The sequence below is a fragment of the Limnohabitans sp. T6-20 genome (genome assembly GCF_003063505.1).
Taxonomy (GTDB): Bacteria; Pseudomonadota; Gammaproteobacteria; order Burkholderiales; family Burkholderiaceae_C; genus Limnohabitans_A.
Genome location: NZ_NERW01000001.1, coordinates 257,343 through 274,937 on the forward strand (window position 1 = coordinate 257,343; position 17,595 = coordinate 274,937).

Sequence of the window (17,595 nt, forward strand, 5' to 3'; positions counted from 1 at the left end):
CGGGGTGTGCACAATGGGGCCATGCAAAGACCGATCCCATTCATCGCCCCCGAAGTGTTCAACGATGCCGAAACCGCCTTGCAGCGGGTGCAGGCCATCTACGAGCAAAGCTTGAGCCATTTGCGTGAGGCCATGCGCCGCTTCGTGGCGGGTGAGCCGATGGTGGACAAGGTGCGGGCCTGCTACCCTTTTGTGCGACTGCAAACCACCACCGGTTGGACGCCCCCCAAGAGCCAAGAGGCCGAGTGGCTGAGCTACGGTTTTGTGGCCACGGCCGGGCGCTACGAAACCACGCTGACCCGCCCGGACTTGTTTGCCGTTTACCTGCGCCAGCAATTTGCCTTGCTGCTGGCCAACCACGGCGTGGCGCTGGAGGTCGGCACCAGCCAGTTGCCGATCCCGGTGCATTTTTCCTTCGCCGAGAACGACCACATCGAAGGCGAGATGAGTGCCGAACGCCGCGCCCAGATGCGCGAGGTGTTTGATCTGCCCGACCTCACGGCCATGGACGACGGCATTGCCAACGGCACCTACGAGCCTGCACCGGGCCAAGCCGCGCCGCTGTCGCTGTTCACCGCGCCGCGCATCGACTATTCGCTGCACCGGCTGCGCCACTACTGCGGCACCAACCCGGCACATTTCCAGAACTTTGTGCTGTTCACCAATTACCAGTTCTACATCGACGAGTTCATCGCGCTGGGTCACGCCGAAATGGCCAAGGCCGACAGCCCCTATGCGGCCTTTGTGGAGCCAGGCAACGTGGTCACGCGCCGCGTGGGCTTGCCCGCGCAGGCAGACGACGCTTTGGGCGCTGCGCCGTCGCGCCTGCCACAAATGCCGGGCTACCACCTGGTGCGCGAAGACCACAGCGGCATCACCATGGTCAACATCGGGGTGGGACCGGCCAACGCCAAAACCATCACCGACCACATCGCCGTACTTCGCCCGCACACCTGGCTGATGCTGGGCCACTGCGCGGGCCTGCGCACCACACAGCAGCTGGGCGACTATGTGCTGGCCCACGCCTATGTGCGCGAAGACCATGTGCTCGACGAAGATCTGCCGCTGTGGGTGCCGATTCCGGCACTGGCCGAAATTCAGGTGGCACTCGAAAATGCGGTGGCCGAAGTCACCGGCTGCGATGGACACGACCTCAAACGCATCATGCGCACCGGCACCGTGGCCAGCACCGACAACCGCAACTGGGAGCTGCTGCCCGACAACACCCCGCAGCGGCGTTTCAGCCAAAGCCGCGCCGTGGCGCTCGACATGGAAAGCGCCACCATTGCCGCCAACGGTTTTCGCTTTCGGGTGCCCTACGGCACGCTGCTGTGCGTGAGCGACAAACCGCTGCACGGCGAGATCAAGCTGCCGGGCATGGCCAACCACTTTTACCGCGAGCGGGTCAACCAGCACCTGCAAATCGGCATCCGTGCACTCGAGTTGCTGCGCGCCGCAGGCCCGGCCCAATTGCACAGCCGCAAGCTGCGCAGTTTTGCCGAAGTCGCATTCCAATAAGCCATGGCCCTGGTCCTGCTCAACCCCCATGCGCAAGGTGGCCGTGCGGCCCACCGCATCCCGGCGCTGCGCGACTGGCTGAGCCAACACGCGCCAGATGCGCAGCTGGCAGCGCCCGAGGCACTGGAGGGCAGCATCGCCTTGCTGCAGGCCCTGCCCGAAGGCAGCCGCGTGGTCGTGGTGGGGGGCGACGGCACGCTCAACCGCTGGCTGCCCACCTTGTTGGCGCGGCAGCTCACCGTGGGCTTGGTGCCCATGGGCAGCGGCAACGACAGTGCCAGGGCTTGGGGCGTCTTTGGCCTGCCGTGGCGGCAAGCCCTCACACATGCGCTGCAAGGGCCGGCGCAAAACATCGACACCGGCTTGACCCACTGGATGGACATGCAGGGCCGTCCGCATGAAACGCCTTTTTTGTCGAGCCTGACCGCCGGCTTCGACTCGGCAGTGGGGCTGCGCGCCATAAACGGGCCGACTTGGCTTCAAGGCTTACCCCGCTACCTGTGGGCCACGCTGCACGAATTGATCCACCTGCACACCTGGGACCTGACGCTGCACAGCGATGGCCTGCTCAAACACCAAGGACCCAGTCTCTTTGCCTCCAGCATGAACACACCGACCTTCGGCTCGGGCATGCCAGCTGTTCCCCATGCGCAGTTGAGCGACGGCCAACTCGATGCCCTGCTTGCAGGCTCGTTTGACCGGTTGGGGGCATTGCTCATGCTGCCCAGACTGTTGATCGGTCAGCACCTGAGCCACCCATGCGTGAGCAGTTGGCCCTATCGTCAGCTGGAGATCGCCTGCACGCAGGGTGTGCCCTTGGCCGCTGATGGAGAATACTTGGGTCAAGCACGGCAAGCGTCCGTCAGGTGCCAGGCCGCCAGCTTGCAGGTAGTGCGCGGCTGATGTCAGCTGGATGCCACCCTTTTTTGGCGTTCTGTGTCACAGTGCGCCCATTGAATTTGGACACCGAACTCTTATGAAAATCCTCTTTGTTGCCGACCCTCTCGAATCCTTCAAAATTTACAAGGACACCACGTTCTCGATGATGCGTGAAGCGCAAAAGCGCGGCCACCAGGTCGTGGCCTGCCAAATGACCGATGTGCGCTGGCAGCAAGGCGAAGCCGTGTCGGCCCAGGTGCGGGACATCAGACTCACAGGACAGCCAGACAGCTGGTTCACCCAGACCGCCACACGCCGAGCCGCGCTGAAGGACTTCGACGCCGTCATCATGCGCACCGACCCGCCGTTTGACAGCGAGTACTTCTACGCCACCCACCTGCTGAGCCAAGCCGAGCGGGAGGGTGCCAAGGTGTTCAACAGCCCGGCTGCACTGCGCAACCACCCTGAGAAACTGGCGATCTTGGAATTTCCCCAATTCATCGCACCCACCCTGGTCACACGCAACGAAGCGGACATCCGCGAGTTCCACGCCACGCACGGCACCATCATCTTGAAGCCCCTGGACGGCATGGGCGGCATGGGCATCTTCAAGGTGGGGGCTGATGGCCTGAACCTGGGTGCGATCATTGAAACGCTTAACCAAGGTGGCGCACAAACCGTGATGGTGCAAAAGTTCCTGCCTGGCATCGCCCAAGGCGACAAGCGCGTGCTCTTGATTGGCGGCAAACCGGTGCCGTTTTGCCTGGCGCGTATTCCGCAAGGCGGCGAGGTGCGTGGCAACCTGGCAGCGGGCGGCAAGGGCGTGGCGCAACCCATCTCTGAGCGTGACCGCGAAATTGCCGAAGCGCTGGGCCCGATCCTGTTTGCACGCGGCCTGATGCTGGTGGGTCTGGACATCATTGGCGAGAGCCTGACCGAGATCAACGTGACCAGCCCCACCTGCTTTCAGGAAATCACCGATCAAATGGGCTGCGACGTGGCGGCGCTGTTCATGGACGCGGTGGAAGCGGCCATCTGAAGAAACTCGGTCAGGGGTTCAGAGTCCCACCCTCAAAGGTGTACAGCCGCCCCGGCTCAAAGGCCACCCAACTTTCATCGGTGGTGAGGGGCTGCGTGACCACCACAGCCACCCGATCGGTCTCGCGGGTGTGCTCGGCAAAGTTCACACTCAGGTCCTCGTCACTCAAGGTGGCTTGCGTGAAGGGGTGTTTGCGCAGCACGTAGTGCAAGTGTGTGCTGGCATGCGACCACAGCGCCTGGCCGTTGGACAGCAAAAAGTTGAACGTCCCATGCTTGGCGATCTGCGGCACCAGCTCGCGCAGGGTGCAGCTGAGTTCGTGCACGCTGGGCACACTGGCGTGTGACTTGGCCAGTTCTTGCATGAGCCAGCAAAACGCCCGCTCGCTGTCGGTCTGGCCCACGGGTTTGAAGCTGCCGTGCAGGCGCGGCGAATAGTCCACCAAGTTGCCGTTGTGCGCGAACACCCAATAGCGGCCCCACAGCTCGCGCACAAAGGGGTGGCAGTTTTCCAGGCTCACTTCGCCCTGTGTGGCTTTTCGGATGTGGGCAATGACGTTCTGGCTTTTGATCGGGTAGCGTCGGATCAGCTCGGCAATCGGCGAGCTGCTGGCACTTTGGTGGTCCACAAAGTGGCGCACGCCCTGCCCTTCAAAAAAGGCAATGCCCCAGCCGTCCCCGTGGTGGTCGGTGTGGCCGCCGCGCTGGACAAAGCCGCTGAAGCTGAAGGTGACGTCAGTGGGGGTGTTGGCGTTCATGCCGAGCAGTTGGCACATGGTTCAGTCCTTGGCGGTTGCGGCTACAGGTTCGGCCATTTTCCAGGCGGCCAACAAAGCCAGCGCGGTCATGGTGGCCAGAAAAACAAAGGTCTCGTTGAAAGCCCGCAAGTCGGCGCTGCCTGAGCTGCCCAGACGGCTTGAAGCGTGGGCATACACCGCCAAACGCCACTCCAGCACGATGGCACAAATGCTCACGCCCGCGGCGCCGCCAAGCATGCGCACAAAACCAATCACGCTGGACGCCTGTGGGATCAGGTCCTTGGGCAAACCGCGCATCGCGCCCAGATTGAGCGAAGGCAAGATGAAGCCCAGACCGATGCGCCCGAGGATGACCAAAATCCAGAGCAAGGCCAAACCCGCCGCCGGGTGGATCAAGGGCATGAGCGCAAACGACAGCGCCAACAAAGCCAGGCCCCAACTCACCCAATGGGCTGGCGGCATGCGGTGCGACAAACGCCCCACCGACGCGATGGTCACGGCCAACAAGATGCCGGCTGGCAACAAAGCGGCGCCGATGTAAGACGGCGACAGACCCAAGCCCATCTGCATATAAACCGGTAACAAATACGTGGAGCCAAACAGCGCGATGCCGTAGGTGAACGACACCAGCGCCCCCATGGCGAAATGACGGTGGCCAAACACCTGCAGGTTCATGAGCGGACCACGCCGCACCCGAGGGACTTGGCGCAAGGACTTGGCTTTTCGGCCTGAAGTTGCAGAACGCACGCGTCGGCCAGGCTGCAGCAAATGCCGCTGCCAAACCACAAACACCGCCATGCCCAAGCCTGCCAGCACCAGCAGGACCACGGCCACCGTGTGGTCATCGCCGCGCAGCTGCACCAAGCCGTTGAGCAGCATCAGGGTGGAAACACTGGCCAGCGCCAGCCCGATCCAATCGAGCCCTGGGCTGTCGGCATCGGCCTGCACACCGCCCGGGGCCGAGGTGGGCACGTAGCGGCGCGACAGCCACAACGCCACCATGGCCAGCGGCACCACCATGAAAAAGATCGAGCGCCAGCCGAACACATCGACCAGCACACCGCCGATGCTCGGGCCAATGGCCGGGGCCAGCACCACGCCCATGCCAAACAAGCCGCTGGCACGGCCCTGCTCTTCGGACGCAAAAGCGCGCAAGATGATGATCGCTGGAATGGGCTGCACGACGCCTGCAGCCAAACCCTCGGCCACGCGCGCGGCCATGACCAGAGGAAAGTCGTTGGCCAAACCGCCCACCACCCCGCCACCCAACAGCAGCCACATGCAGACTTCGTAGACCCGGCGGTAGCCGTAGCGCGACAGCAACCAGGGGGTGGTGAGCATGGACACCGTCATGGCGACCATGAAGCCCGAGGTGACCCACTGCACCCGGCTTTGCCCCAAGGTGAAGTGCTGGCTCATGTCGGGAATGGCCACGTTCATGATGGTGGACGACATGACCGCTGCCATGGAACCCAGCATCACGGACAGCAGCAGCAACCAGCGGTGCCGCTCACCATAACGCGCTTGCAGCGCTTGCAGGCTGTGGGGGCCTTGGGCCTGGGTCATGCGCGCCCCGTCTGCAACGCGTCTTGCGATGTGTCTTGGGACTTGGCCACACAAGCCGCACAAATGCAGGCCTTGTTGCGCGCCGCCTCAGGCACCTGTTTCAGCAAATCGGCGCTGAAGGGCACCAACGTACACCAGCAGGGGCCGGAGGCCGCTTGGCCCGGCGTCGCCATGGCGCAGGCATTGGGCTGCCCACACAAGGGGCAGCGGCAAGGGTCCAGGATAGTGAAGGGTTGGGTCATGGCAGCAGGCATTCAGTCCTTGCCCTGCCGACGCCGCAGGGCATCACGCCACAGGCGAATGGCCAACACCACCAGGGGCGTGGTGTGCAAGAAAAAGTCAAAGATGTCGATGGGTTTTCTCAAGTTGCTATCCAAGAGCATGCGCCATTTTTCGGTCAAGTGCGGCTCGGGCACAAAGGGGGCTCCCGCCAAATAAACGGCAATGGCCAGCAACCACAGCAAGGGGATTCGGTCTATCCAGCGCATGACGCCCTCCAAAAGTGCCATTTTCAGGCATAGCCGGTACAGCCACGCACGACACACAGCAAAAACGGCTCCCGAAGGAGCCGTTTTTTCAGTAACCGGAATCCATCCGGCTCAATCGCGTCAGGCCGCTTTGACCTTCAAGCGCCAAGCGTGCAGCAGCGGCTCGGTGTAACCGGAAGGTTGCGCCTTGCCTTTGAAGACCAAATCACAAGCCGCTTTGTAAGCCGCCGACTTGGCGAAGTTACCGGCCATGGGCTGGTAAGCCGCGTCGCCCGCGTTTTGCGCGTCCACCACAGCGGCCATGCGCTCCATCGTGGCTTTGACCTGCTTTTCGGTCACCACGCCGTGGTGCAGCCAGTTGGCCATGTGCTGGCTGCTGATGCGCAGCGTGGCACGGTCTTCCATCAGGCCCACGCCATTGATGTCGGGCACCTTGGAGCAACCCACGCCCTGGTCAACCCAGCGCACCACGTAACCCAAAATGCCTTGGGCGTTGTTGTCGAGTTCCTTTTGCTTGTCTTCTTCGGACCAGTTGGCCGCATCTTTGGCCACCACGGGGAACTGCAGCAAGGCGTTGAGGGTGTCTTCACGCAGTTGTTTCGGGTCTTGCTTGGCCACGGCCTTTTCCATTTGCTTTTGCAGCGCAGGCACATCCACCTGGTGGTAGTGCATGGCGTGCAGCGTTGCAGCGGTGGGGCTGGGCACCCAGGCGGTGTTGGCACCGGCCAGGGGGTGACCGATCTTGGCTTTGAGCATGTCGGCCATCAGGTCGGGCATGGCCCACATGCCTTTGCCGATCTGGGCACGGCCGCGCAGGCCGCAGGCCAGGCCCACGTTGACGTTGTTCTTCTCGTAAGCACCCAACCAAGTGCTGTTCTTGATGTCACCCTTGCGCATGACGGGACCCGCCAACATGCAGGTGTGCATTTCGTCGCCGGTGCGGTCCAGGAAGCCGGTGTTGATGAAGGCCACTCGGCTCTTGGCAGCGGCAATACAGGCCTTGAGGTTGGCGCTGGTGCGGCGCTCTTCGTCCATGATGCCCAACTTGACGGTGAACGGCTTCATGCCGATGACTTTTTCGACGCGGCCAAACAACTCGTCGGCAAACGCGACTTCGGCGGGGCCGTGCATCTTGGGCTTGACGATGTAGACGCTGCCGGTGCGGCTGTTGCGCAGGGGGTGCGAAGACTTTTTCTGCAAGTCGACCAGGGCGCAGGTCACGGTGACCATGGCGTCCAGGATGCCTTCAGGGATCTCTTTGGTGCTGCCGTCGGCGGCTTTGTAGAGGATGGCGGGGTTGGTCATCAGGTGACCGACGTTGCGCACGAACATCAGCGAGCGGCCGTGCAGCTTGACGGTGCCTTTGCCTGCGGGTTTGGTGTACTCGCGGTCACCGTTCATGGTGCGGGTGAAGGTCTTGCCGCCCTTTTGCACTTCTTCGCTCAGGGTGCCTTGCAAGATTCCCAGCCAATTGGCATATGCCAGCACTTTGTCATCGGCGTCCACAGCGGCCACCGAGTCTTCCAGGTCGAGGATGGTGGACAGCGCGCTTTCAGCGATCAGGTCAGACACGCCAGCCGGGTCGGTCTTGCCAATGGGGGTGGACTTGTTGATTTGCAGGTCGAGGTGGATGCCGTTGTGCACGAACAGCACCGATGCAGGGGCCTTGGCATCACCCGTGTAGCCCACGAACTGCTTGGCATCGGCCAAGGTGGTGCTCTTGCCGTTGGCCAAGGTCACGACCAGCTTGCCCGCCTTGACGGCGTAGCCCTTGCTGCCGACGTGAGAGCCGGTCTTCAGGGGTGCCGTGCGGTCGAGCACATTGCGGCAGTAGTCGATGACTTTGGCGCCACGCTTGGGGTTGTAGCCCGTGCCTTTTTCACAGCCGTCGGCTTCACTGATCGCGTCAGTGCCGTACAGCGCGTCATACAAAGAACCCCAACGGGCGTTGGCCGCATTCAGGGCGTAGCGGGCGTTCAGGATGGGCACCACCAGTTGGGGGCCGGCCAGCTTGGCCAGTTCGGCGTCCACGTTGGCGGTGGTGGCCTGGGCATTGCGTGGCTCGGGCACCAGATAACCGATTTGGCTGAGGTATTTGCGGTAGGCCTTCATGGCCTTGCCTTCACCGACCGGGCCAGGGTTGGCGGTGTGCCACTCGTCCATGGCAGTTTGGATGCGGTCACGCTCGGCCAGCAAGGCGATGTTTTTCGGGGCCAGGTCGGCCACGATGTCGTTGAAGCCTTTCCAGAACACGTCTTTGTCCACGCCGGTGGCGGGCAGCATCTGGTCGTTGATGAAACTCAGCAAGGGGTTCGCCACTTGCAGGTTGTGGATCGCGGTGCGTGCAGTCATGGAAGCCTCGAAAGGATGTTGAAAAACAGGAATATCGGTCATTGAATGGACGCCATCGGACAAAGCAAACGCGCCCCATTCAGTGAGAAAGGACTTTATTCTAAGTTTGTATGCGGATAAACAGGCCAAAAAGCCATAAACCCATGACTTTTCCGCACAAATCCGCTGTTGTCTAATCGTGGCATGACAAGCATTCATGCCCCTGAAGTCCTGATCAGCGAAGTCGGCCCGCGCGATGGCCTGCAATCGGTCAAGGCCACCATGCCCACCGCCGACAAGCTGCGCTGGATCGATGCGCTGGCCGCAGCGGGCCTGCGCGAGATCGAAGTGGCCTCGTTCGTCCCCGCCCAGCTTTTGCCGCAAATGGCCGATGCCGCGCAGGTGGTGCAGCACGCGCTGCGCCACACGGGTGTGCGCATCATGGCGCTGGTGCCCAACCTGCGCGGCGCACAGGCCGCGCTGGCTGCTGGGGCGCAAAAACTCACACTACCGGTATCGGCCAGCCCCGCCCACTCCATGGCCAATGTGCGCAAAACACCCGAAGCCATGGTCGAAGAGGTCAAAGCGGTCTTGCGACTGCGCGACGAGATCGCGCCCGGCGTGCCGGTCGAAGTCGGCATGTCCACCGCCTTTGGCTGCACCTTGCAAGGCCAAGTGCCCGAGGACGATGTGTTGCGCCTGGCGCTGTGGCTGGCCGAAGCGGGCGTGGACGAAATTGGCCTGTCGGACACCACCGGGATGGGCAACCCCGCCCTGGTGAGCCGGCTGTTCAAACGCATGTTTCAGGAGATCGGCCCCCTCACGGGCTCGGCCCACATGCACAACACCCGGGGTCTGGGCTTGGCCAATTGCCTGGCCGCTTACGAGGCGGGCGTGCGCACTTTTGACAGCTCGCTCGGTGGCTTGGGCGGCTGCCCTTACGCCCCGGGCGCTTCGGGCAATGTGGTGACCGAAGACCTGGTCTTCATGTTCGAGGCCATGGGCGTGAGCACCGGCATTGACCTGGGCAAACTCATGGCCGCACGCGAACCGCTCAAGGCCGGACTGCCGGGCGAGCCGGTGTACGGCATGACGCCCGAAGCGGGCCTGCCCAAGGGTTGGGCTTGATGGGCAAGCCGCAGCCCGCAAGCATTCGCGCACGGGGGTGCGCTCCCACAAAAACCTCGGCGAAGCATCCAACTTTGCGCCCCAATCACCCGCCAGGGAGGCTGCATTGCAACCTTGAACCCGCATAATCGGCTCACATGGACAAGCTCAAAGCCTTCGAAACCTTCGTCTCGGTTGCCACCAAAGGCAGCCTGACCGCCGCCGCCCGGACCGAAGGTGTGGCCCCGGCCATCATCGGCCGCAGGCTCGATGCGCTGGAAGAAAACCTGGGCGTGAAGCTGCTGGTGCGCACCACCCGGCGTATCACCCTCACGCACGAAGGCAGCGCTTTTCTGGAAGATTGTCAGCGCTTGCTCTCCGATGTGGCCAATGCAGAAGCCAGCGTGTCGGCGGGTGGTGTCAAGGCCAGCGGGCATTTGCGCATCACCGCCCCGGCCGGTTTCGGACGCAGGCATGTGGCCCCCTTGGTGCCGCGCTTTCACGAACTGCACCCCGATGTGTCGATTTCACTCAACCTGAGCGACCGGGTGGTGGACCTCGCGGCCGAAGGATTTGACTGCGCGGTGCGCGTGGGCGATCTGCCCGATTCGTCGCTGGTGAGCGTGCGCATGGCCGACAACCGCCGCCTGTGCGTCGCGACCCCTGCTTATCTGGCGCGGCGCGGCACGCCCACACAACCGTCCGACCTGTTGCAGCACGATTGCCTGACCTTGTCGAGCGATGCCTCGCAAACCCGGGGCTGGGCTTTTCGCACGCCAACCGACGCGGGCCATGAGGTCACACACCTGCGCCCCGGCGGCCCACTCGACTGCTCGGACGGCCAAGTGCTGCACGACTGGTGCCTGGCGGGCTATGGGATTGCCTGGCGCAGCACCTGGGAGGTGGAAAGCGAAATCCAGTCGGGCCAACTGGTCGCGGTGCTGGAAGCGTTTGCCGCGCCACCGAACGGCATTTTTGTGGTGTTCCCTCAGCGCAAACATTTGCCCTTGCGGGTGAGGCTGTGGATCGACTACCTGAAACACCACTACGCTCAAGCCGGTTACTGGCAAACAGCCCTCAACTGAACCCCTGTGAACCGGGGCGACGCGAGCGGGCACAAAAAAGCCCGGACATGCCGGGCCGATCCGCTTCAGGCAAGAAAGGCGTGACCTTTTCCTGCCGTCAGATCACTTTTTCAGGCATTCAGACATGAAGGCCTTGCGCTCATCGCCTTTTTTGCCCGCCGCTTCAGCGTTGCAAGTTTTCATCTTGCTTTGCTGTTTTTCTTGTTTGTTGGCACTCAAACAATCTTTCATGAAGGCTTTGCGTTCGTCGCCCTTTTTGCCTTCGGCCGACTTGTTGCAAGTGGCCATTTTGCTTTGCTGAGGGGTTTTTTCTGCGGCGGGAGCCGACGCCGACGCAGCAGCAGGGGCTGCGGCAGGAGCCGCATTGGCAGCGGGACCTGCAGCGAAAGCCATGCCAGAGACCAAGGCAAAACCCAAAGCAACAACAGAGATGGAATGACGCATGAATGAACTCCCAAAAAGATGATCAATGCTGCACGGATGTGCAGGCCCTTCATTAACGCTCAAAAAATGCCGCAGGACGACACCAGATGTGACCAACTGTAATGAACGCACAGAAAATGGCCCCGGCGGCAGACTCTGCGGCTGCCAGCCACCCCGTCCCCGTAAAATCGCTCCCTATGCTTTCTGCCAAACAACATTTGCTCACGGCCCTGGCCGCCGAGCTCGAAAAACTCCAAACCGGTGCCGGTGCGCGCGCGGCCTTTGAATCGCCCAAAGTCGCTGCCCATGGCGACCTGGCATGCACAGCCGCCATGCAGTTGGCCAAAGCCCTCAAGCAAAACCCCAGGCAGTTGTCCGAAACCCTGCGCACCGCCTTGCTGCTGACCCCCGCTTTCGAGCGCTGGGTGGATGCGATCGAGATTGCCGGGCCGGGCTTCATCAACATCCGCCTCAAGGATGCCGCCAAGCAAGCCGTGGTGCACGAAGTGCTGCAAGCCGGTGCCGGCTTTGGCAGCCAAAGCGCAAAAACAGACAAAGTGCTGGTCGAGTTCGTCTCGGCCAACCCCACCGGCCCGCTGCATGTGGGCCACGGCCGCCAGGCCGCTTTGGGCGATGCGATTTGCAATTTGCTGGCTACGCAGGGGCAGCAGGTTTACCGCGAGTTCTATTACAACGATGCGGGCGTGCAGATCGGCACGCTGGCCAAGAGCACGCAAATGCGCGCCCGAGGCGTCAAGCCTGGCGACGATGGCTGGCCCATCGACCCTGAAAACCCCGAAAGCAAAGCGTTCTACAACGGCGACTACATCCAGGACATCGCCAACGACTTTTTGGCCCGAAAGACCGTCAAGTCGGATGACCGCGAGTTCACGGGCAGCGGCGATGTGAATGACCTGGACGGCATGCGCCTGTTTGCCGTGGCCTACCTGCGCCACGAGCAAGACCTGGACCTGAAAGCCTTTGACGTCCAGTTCGACAACTATTACCTGGAATCGAGCCTGTACACCAGCGGCAAGGTCGATGCGGCCGTGCAGAAGCTGCGCGAAGCGGGCAAGACCTACGAACACGACGGCGCGCTGTGGCTGAAATCCACCGACTACGGTGACGACAAGGACCGCGTCATGCGCAAGGGCGATGGCAGCTACACCTACTTTGTGCCCGATGTGGCCTACCACATCAGCAAGTGGGAGCGTGGCTTTTCGCGGGTCGTGAACATCCAGGGCACCGACCACCACGGCACCATCGCCCGTGTGCGTGCGGGCCTGCAGGCGGCCAATGTGGGCATCCCCGAGGGCTACCCCGACTACGTGCTGCACACCATGGTGCGCGTGATGCGCGGCGGCGAAGAGGTCAAAATCTCCAAGCGTGCGGGCAGTTACGTCACGCTGCGCGACCTGATCGAGTGGACCAGCAAAGACGCGGTGCGTTTCTTTTTGCTCAGCCGCAAGCCCGACACCGAATACATCTTCGACATCGACCTGGCGCTGGCGCAAAACAACGACAACCCGGTGTATTACATTCAGTACGCCCACGCCCGCATCTGCTCGGTGTTGACCGCATGGGGTGGCGACACAGCAACACTGGCCCAAGCCGACCTGTCGCCACTGCAAAGCCCACAAGCCCACGCGCTGATGCTGGCCCTGGCCAAATACCCCGAGATGCTGACGTCTGCCGCCACCGAGTTTGCGCCGCACGACGTGACCTTCTACCTGCGCGACTTGGCATCGCTGTACCACAGCTACTACGATGCCGAGCGCATTTTGGTGGACGACGAAGCCGTCAAAACCGCCCGACTGGCCCTGGTCGCGGCCACGGCACAGGTGCTGAAAAATGGCCTGCAAGTCCTGGGCGTGTCGGCACCCCAAAAAATGTGAATGGATCCAACAGCATGAAACTCCACCCCCAACGCGGCGGTACTTTTTTGGGCTTCATCATCGGGCTGGTGATCGGTCTGGGCGTGGCTTTGGCCGTGGCCGTTTATGTGACCAAGGTGCCCACGCCTTTTTCAAACAAGAACCAGACACGCACGAATGACCAGGACGTGCAGGAGAGCCAGAAAAACAAAGACTGGAACCCGAACGGTGTGTTCCAGCCCAAGCCACCCGCAGATGTCCCGGCAACACCTGGTGCGGTACCTGGTGCGACACCAACCCCAGCTACTGCAGCCGACAAACCCGCCACCGTGCCACCCACAAAAAGCGCGCCCGAAGTCAGCAAGACCGAGCAGCGTCCTGCGGTCACGGCCGACCCCTTGGGCGATTTGGCCAAATCCAAGTCGGGGCTCTCCACCCCTGCCGCCAACAGTGCAAGCGCCGATCCGTTTGACTACGTCATCCAGGTGGGCGCTTACCGGACAAGCAACGATGCCGATGCCCAAAAAGCCAAGCTGGCCTTAATGGGTCTGGATGCCAAGGTTTCTGAGCGAGATCAAGCCGGGCGCACGGTCTTCCGTGTACGCTTGGGCCCCTTTGCAGACAAAGCCGCCGCTGAACGCATTCGCGCCCGCCTGGAGGGCAGCGGCGTTGAAAACACCTTGGTGCGTGTTCAACGCTGAACACGCACGCCACACTGTTTGGAGTCACCCATGAAACGCCGTTTTTTCACTTCTGCCGTGGTCACCGCTACAGCATGGCTCAGCACCTCCGCCGCTTGGGCGCAAGCCGCCTTGTTCAAGTCAGGCAAGGACTTCCTGACACTCGATCGCCCCGTGGCCACCGAAGCGGGCACAGGCAAAGTCGAGGTCATCGAGTTCTTCTGGTACAGCTGCCCCCACTGCAATGCGTTTGAGCCCACATTTGCCCAGTGGGTCAAAAATGTCCCCAAAGACGTGATGGTGCGCCGCATTCCCGTGTCTTTCCGCGACGACTTCGCGCCCCAGCAACGCCTGTTTTTCACGCTCGAGGCCATGAATTTGCTGGACAGCTTGCACGCCAAGGTCTTTGCCGCGGTGCATGTGGAAAAGTTGCCTCTGAACACCGATGCCAGCGTGCTGGCTTGGGCAGAAAAGCAGCCCTTGGACAAAACCAAGTTCAACGAAATCTACAAATCGTTTGGCGTGGCCAGCAAGCTCAAGCGTGCGGTTCAGCTGCAAAACGACTTCAAAGTGGAAGGCGTGCCCTCGCTGGGCGTGGCGGGTCGTTATTACGTGGACGGCAGTCTGGCCGGCAGCATGGAGCAAGCGCTGAAAGTGACGGAAGCCCTGATCGCGCAGTCTCGCCCTGCTCAAAGCAACGCCAAAGCAAGCCAGAAGAAAAGCTGAGCCTGCGCCAGCAGGCCCAAGCCAAGCCCGCGGGTGAGTCACCTGAGCGGGCTTTTTTTATGCCTTGACGCCCGCTGCGAGGCCGATCTGCTCGCTCTTGCCCCTACAATCAAAATTCGTCATCAGCAAGATTCATGCCCCCAATGACAATTCTCCGGACCATCAGCATCCTCGCCTCAGCGCTGAGCTTGTTTTGTACGCCTGCCTGGGCGGAAAAAGCCGACCGCGACAAGCCCATGCTCATTGAAGCGGACGCGATGCGTCACGACGAGAACAAGCTGCTCACCCATTTCATCGGTAACGTGGTCGCCTTCAAAGGCACCATGGTGCTGCGCGGTGCCCGCATGGAAGTGCAGCAAGACAATCAGGGCCAGCAAGTGGCCCACGTCTGGGCTGCGCCCAAAGAGCGGGTGTTTTTTCGCCAAAAGCGCGAAGGGGTCGACGAATTCACTGAGGGTGAAGGCGAAACAGCCATTTACGACAGCCAGGCCGATGTGGTGACGCTGATCCAGCGGGCAGAAGTCCGGATTTTGCGCGGCACGGAGTTGGCCGATCAGATCAATGGCGAAAAAATCGTCTTCAACAACACGACCGAAGTGATGACCGTTGACGGCTTGCCCAAAGGCAGCCCAGCCGTCGCGGGCCGCGACCAGCGCGTCCGGGCGGTGCTGACCCCCCGAAAAACGGCGCCTGCCCCAGCAGCCCAAACAGCCCCGGCCAGCACTGCGCCAACGCTGCGGATCAGCCCCAGCACCGGCGAAAGCAAGAAGCCATGAGTGAACCTCTCGATAGCAGCCGGCTGGAAGCGCACCACCTGAAGAAGGCCTACGGCAGTCGCAAGGTGGTGCACGATGTGTCTGTCCAGGTGGGCAAGGGCGAAGTGGTTGGCCTGCTGGGCCCCAACGGCGCAGGCAAGACCACCTCGTTTTACATGATCGTGGGCTTGGTGCGCGGCGATGGCGGACAAATCCTGATCGATGGCGAAGACGTCACGCGCATGCCCATCCACAAGCGTTCGCGCATGGGCCTGTCTTACCTGCCGCAAGAAGCTTCGATCTTTCGCAAACTGACCGTGGCAGAAAACGTGCGCGCCATTCTGGAGCTGCAAACCGATGCCCAAGGCCAAGCGCTGTCTCCAGCCGATATCGAAAAACGCCTGAGCGAGCTGCTGGCCGACCTGCGCGTCGACCATTTGCGCGATTCTCCGGCTGTCGCCCTGTCGGGCGGTGAACGCCGCCGGGTGGAAATTGCCCGCGCCTTGGCCACCGACCCGCGCTTCATCTTGCTGGACGAACCCTTTGCCGGCATCGACCCGATCGCCGTGATTGAAATCCAGCGCATCATCGCCTTCCTCAAGCAACGCGGCATTGGCGTCTTGATCACCGACCACAACGTGCGCGAGACACTGGGTATTTGCGACCACGCTTACATCATCAGTGAAGGCCGTGTGCTGGCGGCAGGCACGCCTGACGAGATCGTGTCCAACGCCGAGGTGCGACGGGTGTACCTGGGCGAACACTTCCGAATGTGATGAACCGCACGCCGTTCGTTCAAAACAGAAAAGCACAGCCATGAAACCCGGTCTGTCGCTTCGCATGTCGCAGCACCTGGCGCTCACGCCCCAGTTGCAACAATCGATTCGCCTTCTGCAACTGTCCACACTGGAGTTGTCGCAAGAAGTCGACCAGATGCTGGACGAAAACCCGTTTCTGGAGCGCAGCGAAGAAGAAGCCCCCATGGAGGCCTTTGGTCTGGACCAGACCGACACCCGCGTGAGTCTGGGCGACCGCGTCAGTGAAACAGCGAGCACCGCCAGCAGCAGCGATGACGGCCCCAGCGAAACACGCGATGAAGCGGTCACCGACGTGGCAGAGAGTTGGGACGGAGACGGCAGCGTCGACATGCGCCCCGACGACAGCGAATGGGGCGGCGACGCCGGGCCTCGCCAAAACAACGGCGAAGAAACCGCCGACGCCATCGATCTGGCCCGCAGCAGCGGTTCACTGACCGATTTTTTGCACCGCCAGGCCTTGTCGCTGCGCCTTTCAGAGATCGACCGCGCAGCGCTGCGCTTTTTGATCGAATCGCTCAACGACGACGGCTACCTGACCGACACCCTGCCCGAGCTGGCCGCCAGCCTCGCCGGCAGCGACGACTACGAACAACTCGACGAACTGGTGCACCGCTTCACTGTGGCGCTGGGTTTGCTGCAATCGCTCGAACCCGTCGGCGTGGGCGCGCGCGACCTGGCCGAGTGCATGCGCATCCAGATCAAGGCCTGGCTCAAAGACGAACCCGACGACGCCGTGGCACAAGCCGCATTGGCCGTGTGTGCGCAGCCCCTGGAAATGCTGGCCAAGCGCGACTTCAAACGCCTGGCTGTGGCCTGTGGCCTGGACGAGGCCGTGGTCAAAGCCGCGATCCCGTTCATTGCCAGGCTGGAGCCCAAACCTGGTCGCCCGTTTGCACAGGCCGAACAAAACATCATCATCCCCGACGTGTTGGTGGTGAACACCAGCAAAACCGCCACACCCAAGTTCCGCATCCAGCTCAACCCGGATGTGATGCCCAAACTGCGTGTGCACGACATCTATGCCAACGCCTTGCGCGGCAGCAAGGGCTCATCGCATGCGGGTTTGCAGCAGCGCCTGCAAGAGGCGCGCTGGTTCATCAAGAACATCCAGCAGCGCTTTGACACGATCTTGCGCGTGTCCACCGCCATCGTGGAGCGGCAGAAAAACTTTCTGACCCACGGCGAACTGGCCATGCGCCCCCTGGTGCTGCGCGAAATTGCCGACGAGCTGGGCATGCACGAGTCCACCATCAGCCGCGTGACCACGGCCAAATACATGTCCACGCCACAAGGCACCTTTGAGCTGAAGTATTTCTTCGGCTCGGGCCTGGGCACCGACAGTGGCAGCGCGGCATCCAGCACCGCCGTGCGCGCCCTGATCAAGCAGTTTGTCGCCGCAGAAAAACCCGCCAAACCGCTGTCGGACAACCAGATTTCTGAAATGCTGAAAGAGCAAGGCATCGACTGCGCACGTCGCACCGTGGCCAAATACCGCGAAGCCCTGAAGATCGCGCCTGCGAACCTGCGCAAAACCCTTTGAGAGTATTTG

Annotated in this window: 17 protein-coding genes; 11 read left to right on the plus strand and 6 right to left on the minus strand. The window is 62.0% G+C overall.

Translation table 11 applies throughout. From position 1 onward, the window contains the following. Positions 1 to 21: 21 nt before the first annotated feature. The 3 genes from B9Z33_RS01295 to gshB all read left to right on the plus strand — a co-directional run bounded on the left by B9Z33_RS01295 (position 22) and on the right by gshB (position 3,436). Complete coding sequence (locus B9Z33_RS01295) at positions 22 to 1,518, plus strand: AMP nucleosidase (RefSeq protein ID WP_108286070.1); 1,497 nt, start codon at positions 22 to 24, stop codon at positions 1,516 to 1,518. 3 nt (positions 1,519 to 1,521) lie between these two features. Then, entirely contained in the window at positions 1,522 to 2,421 is a 900-nt protein-coding gene (locus B9Z33_RS01300; RefSeq protein ID WP_108285237.1) for a diacylglycerol kinase family protein, read from the plus strand. 73 nt (positions 2,422 to 2,494) lie between these two features. Further along, positions 2,495 to 3,436 (plus strand): glutathione synthase, encoded by a 942-nt coding sequence (gshB, locus tag B9Z33_RS01305; protein WP_108285238.1) that lies wholly within the window; start codon positions 2,495 to 2,497, stop codon positions 3,434 to 3,436. A 10-nt stretch (positions 3,437 to 3,446) separates the two neighbouring features. Here gshB and B9Z33_RS01310 read toward each other — a convergent pair whose 3' ends face one another. The 5 genes from B9Z33_RS01310 to B9Z33_RS01330 form a co-directional block, all read right to left on the minus strand. Beyond that, entirely contained in the window at positions 3,447 to 4,211 is a 765-nt protein-coding gene (locus B9Z33_RS01310; protein ID WP_108285239.1) for a class II glutamine amidotransferase, read from the minus strand. Positions 4,212 to 4,214: 3 nt separating this feature from the next. Further along, positions 4,215 to 5,759, minus strand: a complete 1,545-nt coding sequence (locus B9Z33_RS01315; protein WP_108285240.1) for an MFS transporter — start codon at positions 5,757 to 5,759, stop codon at positions 4,215 to 4,217. Further along, positions 5,756 to 6,001, minus strand: a complete 246-nt coding sequence (locus B9Z33_RS01320; RefSeq protein WP_108286071.1) for a cysteine-rich CWC family protein — start codon at positions 5,999 to 6,001, stop codon at positions 5,756 to 5,758. Before B9Z33_RS01320 ends, B9Z33_RS01315 begins: the two co-directional genes overlap by 4 nt. Positions 6,002 to 6,013: 12 nt before the next feature. Further along, on the minus strand, positions 6,014 to 6,247 hold the full coding sequence (locus tag B9Z33_RS01325) for a hypothetical protein (protein ID WP_108285241.1): 234 nt from the start codon (positions 6,245 to 6,247) through the stop codon (positions 6,014 to 6,016). Between the two features lie 120 nt (positions 6,248 to 6,367). Next, entirely contained in the window at positions 6,368 to 8,599 is a 2,232-nt protein-coding gene (locus tag B9Z33_RS01330) for a malate synthase G (RefSeq protein ID WP_108285242.1), read from the minus strand. 183 nt (positions 8,600 to 8,782) lie between these two features. Here B9Z33_RS01330 and B9Z33_RS01335 point away from each other — a divergent pair, with 183 nt between their 5' ends. Both B9Z33_RS01335 and B9Z33_RS01340 read left to right on the plus strand, forming a co-directional pair. Next, entirely contained in the window at positions 8,783 to 9,706 is a 924-nt protein-coding gene (locus tag B9Z33_RS01335) for a hydroxymethylglutaryl-CoA lyase (protein WP_108285243.1), read from the plus strand. A 137-nt stretch (positions 9,707 to 9,843) separates the two neighbouring features. Next, positions 9,844 to 10,770, plus strand: coding sequence for a LysR family transcriptional regulator (locus tag B9Z33_RS01340; protein WP_108285244.1), 927 nt, complete (start codon positions 9,844 to 9,846; stop codon positions 10,768 to 10,770). Between the two features lie 102 nt (positions 10,771 to 10,872). Here the strand turns inward: B9Z33_RS01340 and B9Z33_RS01345 are convergent, their stop codons facing one another. After that, positions 10,873 to 11,214: a PsiF family protein gene (locus tag B9Z33_RS01345; RefSeq protein WP_108285245.1), complete on the minus strand. Its 342-nt coding sequence runs from the start codon at positions 11,212 to 11,214 to the stop codon at positions 10,873 to 10,875. A 176-nt stretch (positions 11,215 to 11,390) separates the two neighbouring features. Here B9Z33_RS01345 and argS point away from each other — a divergent pair, with 176 nt between their 5' ends. The 6 genes from argS to B9Z33_RS01375 all read left to right on the plus strand — a co-directional run bounded on the left by argS (position 11,391) and on the right by B9Z33_RS01375 (position 17,586). Further along, on the plus strand, positions 11,391 to 13,088 hold the full coding sequence (argS, locus tag B9Z33_RS01350) for an arginine--tRNA ligase (protein WP_108286072.1): 1,698 nt from the start codon (positions 11,391 to 11,393) through the stop codon (positions 13,086 to 13,088). A 14-nt stretch (positions 13,089 to 13,102) separates the two neighbouring features. Continuing rightward, positions 13,103 to 13,768: an SPOR domain-containing protein gene (locus B9Z33_RS01355; RefSeq protein WP_108285246.1), complete on the plus strand. Its 666-nt coding sequence runs from the start codon at positions 13,103 to 13,105 to the stop codon at positions 13,766 to 13,768. Between the two features lie 30 nt (positions 13,769 to 13,798). Continuing rightward, positions 13,799 to 14,473 carry a thiol:disulfide interchange protein DsbA/DsbL gene (locus B9Z33_RS01360; protein ID WP_108285247.1) on the plus strand — a complete coding sequence of 225 codons (675 nt, stop codon included), beginning with the start codon at positions 13,799 to 13,801 and terminating at the stop codon, positions 14,471 to 14,473. Positions 14,474 to 14,616: 143 nt separating this feature from the next. Beyond that, a complete protein-coding gene (lptA, locus tag B9Z33_RS01365; protein ID WP_108285248.1) occupies positions 14,617 to 15,249 on the plus strand; it encodes a lipopolysaccharide transport periplasmic protein LptA in 633 nt (210 codons plus the stop codon). Next, positions 15,246 to 16,004, plus strand: a complete 759-nt coding sequence (lptB, locus tag B9Z33_RS01370) for an LPS export ABC transporter ATP-binding protein (RefSeq protein WP_108285249.1) — start codon at positions 15,246 to 15,248, stop codon at positions 16,002 to 16,004. The genes lptA and lptB overlap by 4 nt, the downstream gene beginning before the upstream one ends. Positions 16,005 to 16,044: 40 nt before the next feature. Then, complete coding sequence (locus B9Z33_RS01375) at positions 16,045 to 17,586, plus strand: RNA polymerase factor sigma-54 (RefSeq protein ID WP_108285250.1); 1,542 nt, start codon at positions 16,045 to 16,047, stop codon at positions 17,584 to 17,586. Positions 17,587 to 17,595 lie beyond the last annotated feature (9 nt).

Coding starts and splice junctions, on each gene's coding strand:
- B9Z33_RS01355 (WP_108285246.1), top strand. CDS start 13,103: ATGAAACTCCACCCCCAACGCGGCGGTACTTTTTTGGGCTTCATCATC.
- B9Z33_RS01310 (WP_108285239.1), bottom strand. CDS start 4,211: ATGTGCCAACTGCTCGGCATGAACGCCAACACCCCCACTGACGTCACC.
- B9Z33_RS01295 (WP_108286070.1), top strand. CDS start 22: ATGCAAAGACCGATCCCATTCATCGCCCCCGAAGTGTTCAACGATGCC.
- B9Z33_RS01375 (WP_108285250.1), top strand. CDS start 16,045: ATGAAACCCGGTCTGTCGCTTCGCATGTCGCAGCACCTGGCGCTCACG.
- B9Z33_RS01320 (WP_108286071.1), bottom strand. CDS start 6,001: ATGACCCAACCCTTCACTATCCTGGACCCTTGCCGCTGCCCCTTGTGT.
- gshB (WP_108285238.1), top strand. CDS start 2,495: ATGAAAATCCTCTTTGTTGCCGACCCTCTCGAATCCTTCAAAATTTAC.
- B9Z33_RS01360 (WP_108285247.1), top strand. CDS start 13,799: ATGAAACGCCGTTTTTTCACTTCTGCCGTGGTCACCGCTACAGCATGG.
- B9Z33_RS01345 (WP_108285245.1), bottom strand. CDS start 11,214: ATGCGTCATTCCATCTCTGTTGTTGCTTTGGGTTTTGCCTTGGTCTCT.
- B9Z33_RS01325 (WP_108285241.1), bottom strand. CDS start 6,247: ATGCGCTGGATAGACCGAATCCCCTTGCTGTGGTTGCTGGCCATTGCC.
- B9Z33_RS01340 (WP_108285244.1), top strand. CDS start 9,844: ATGGACAAGCTCAAAGCCTTCGAAACCTTCGTCTCGGTTGCCACCAAA.
- B9Z33_RS01300 (WP_108285237.1), top strand. CDS start 1,522: ATGGCCCTGGTCCTGCTCAACCCCCATGCGCAAGGTGGCCGTGCGGCC.
- lptB (WP_108285249.1), top strand. CDS start 15,246: ATGAGTGAACCTCTCGATAGCAGCCGGCTGGAAGCGCACCACCTGAAG.
- B9Z33_RS01330 (WP_108285242.1), bottom strand. CDS start 8,599: ATGACTGCACGCACCGCGATCCACAACCTGCAAGTGGCGAACCCCTTG.
- argS (WP_108286072.1), top strand. CDS start 11,391: ATGCTTTCTGCCAAACAACATTTGCTCACGGCCCTGGCCGCCGAGCTC.
- B9Z33_RS01335 (WP_108285243.1), top strand. CDS start 8,783: ATGACAAGCATTCATGCCCCTGAAGTCCTGATCAGCGAAGTCGGCCCG.
- lptA (WP_108285248.1), top strand. CDS start 14,617: ATGACAATTCTCCGGACCATCAGCATCCTCGCCTCAGCGCTGAGCTTG.
- B9Z33_RS01315 (WP_108285240.1), bottom strand. CDS start 5,759: ATGACCCAGGCCCAAGGCCCCCACAGCCTGCAAGCGCTGCAAGCGCGT.